The organism is Streptomyces mutabilis (genome assembly GCF_014649815.1).
Classification (GTDB): domain Bacteria; phylum Actinomycetota; class Actinomycetes; order Streptomycetales; family Streptomycetaceae; genus Streptomyces; species Streptomyces mutabilis.
The window spans coordinates 1-697 of the sequence record NZ_BMTT01000153.1 but is presented as its reverse complement, the minus strand read 5'-3'; the positions used below and the strand labels follow the sequence as shown (position 1 = coordinate 697).

General features: G+C 33.4%; 2 protein-coding genes. Both read left to right on the top strand.

Annotated features, from left to right (window positions below; all coding sequences use genetic code 11):
- Positions 1-190 (top strand): hypothetical protein (locus IE142_RS37225; RefSeq protein WP_229831240.1); only part of this gene is annotated, 190 nt, incomplete at its 5' end.
- Positions 191-268: 78 nt separating this feature from the next.
- On the top strand, positions 269-697 hold a 429-nt coding region (locus IE142_RS37600; protein ID WP_191889442.1), incomplete at its 3' end, for a G5 domain-containing protein.

Sequence of the window (697 nt, the reverse complement as noted above, 5' to 3'; positions counted from 1 at the left end):
TGCAGAGGTTATTTCAATACCTTTAAATGGTTCAAGTGAAAATCGTCGTTATGTCTTTCATGATGCATATTATGTCAATTTACAAAAAACTAGCAAAGTTACAAGTGGAGAAAGTAAAAATGGCGAGAAACCGAATTTAATTTTCATGGATCCAAAATCACCAGGATATTTCCAATGGAATGGTTCATAAACTGTTAAATCATGGGATCCAAAACATTATAGTTCATCTGATCAGCACGCAGATGCTGATGATGTATGGGATAACGTTGTGGATTTAAAAGCCCAACAAGATGGCTTTGAAACAGGAGTGCCAACATATAATAAAGAAAAATCAACATTAGAAAGTACTTCAGGAAAATCATTGAATGAATTAAATTTAAATCATGCACAGCGATTAGTTCTAATCAGTAATAATTCAGATAATCCTGAAGTTCATCCAGAAACAAAAACAGAAGACATACCTTTTGATACAAAACGTGAATTTGATCCAGACTTAAAACCAGGAGAAGAACGCGTTGTACAAAAAGGTAAACCAACAGAAAAATTCACTAAAGAACCTATCGATCAAGTTGTTGAGTATGGTCCAAATAAAGAATATCCAAGTAATCCAAATAAACCAGGTAAGCCTGAGCAACCAACTAATAATGAGAACAACAAATCTGGTGATCATCAATCTAGTCATTCAAGCAGTGATAAA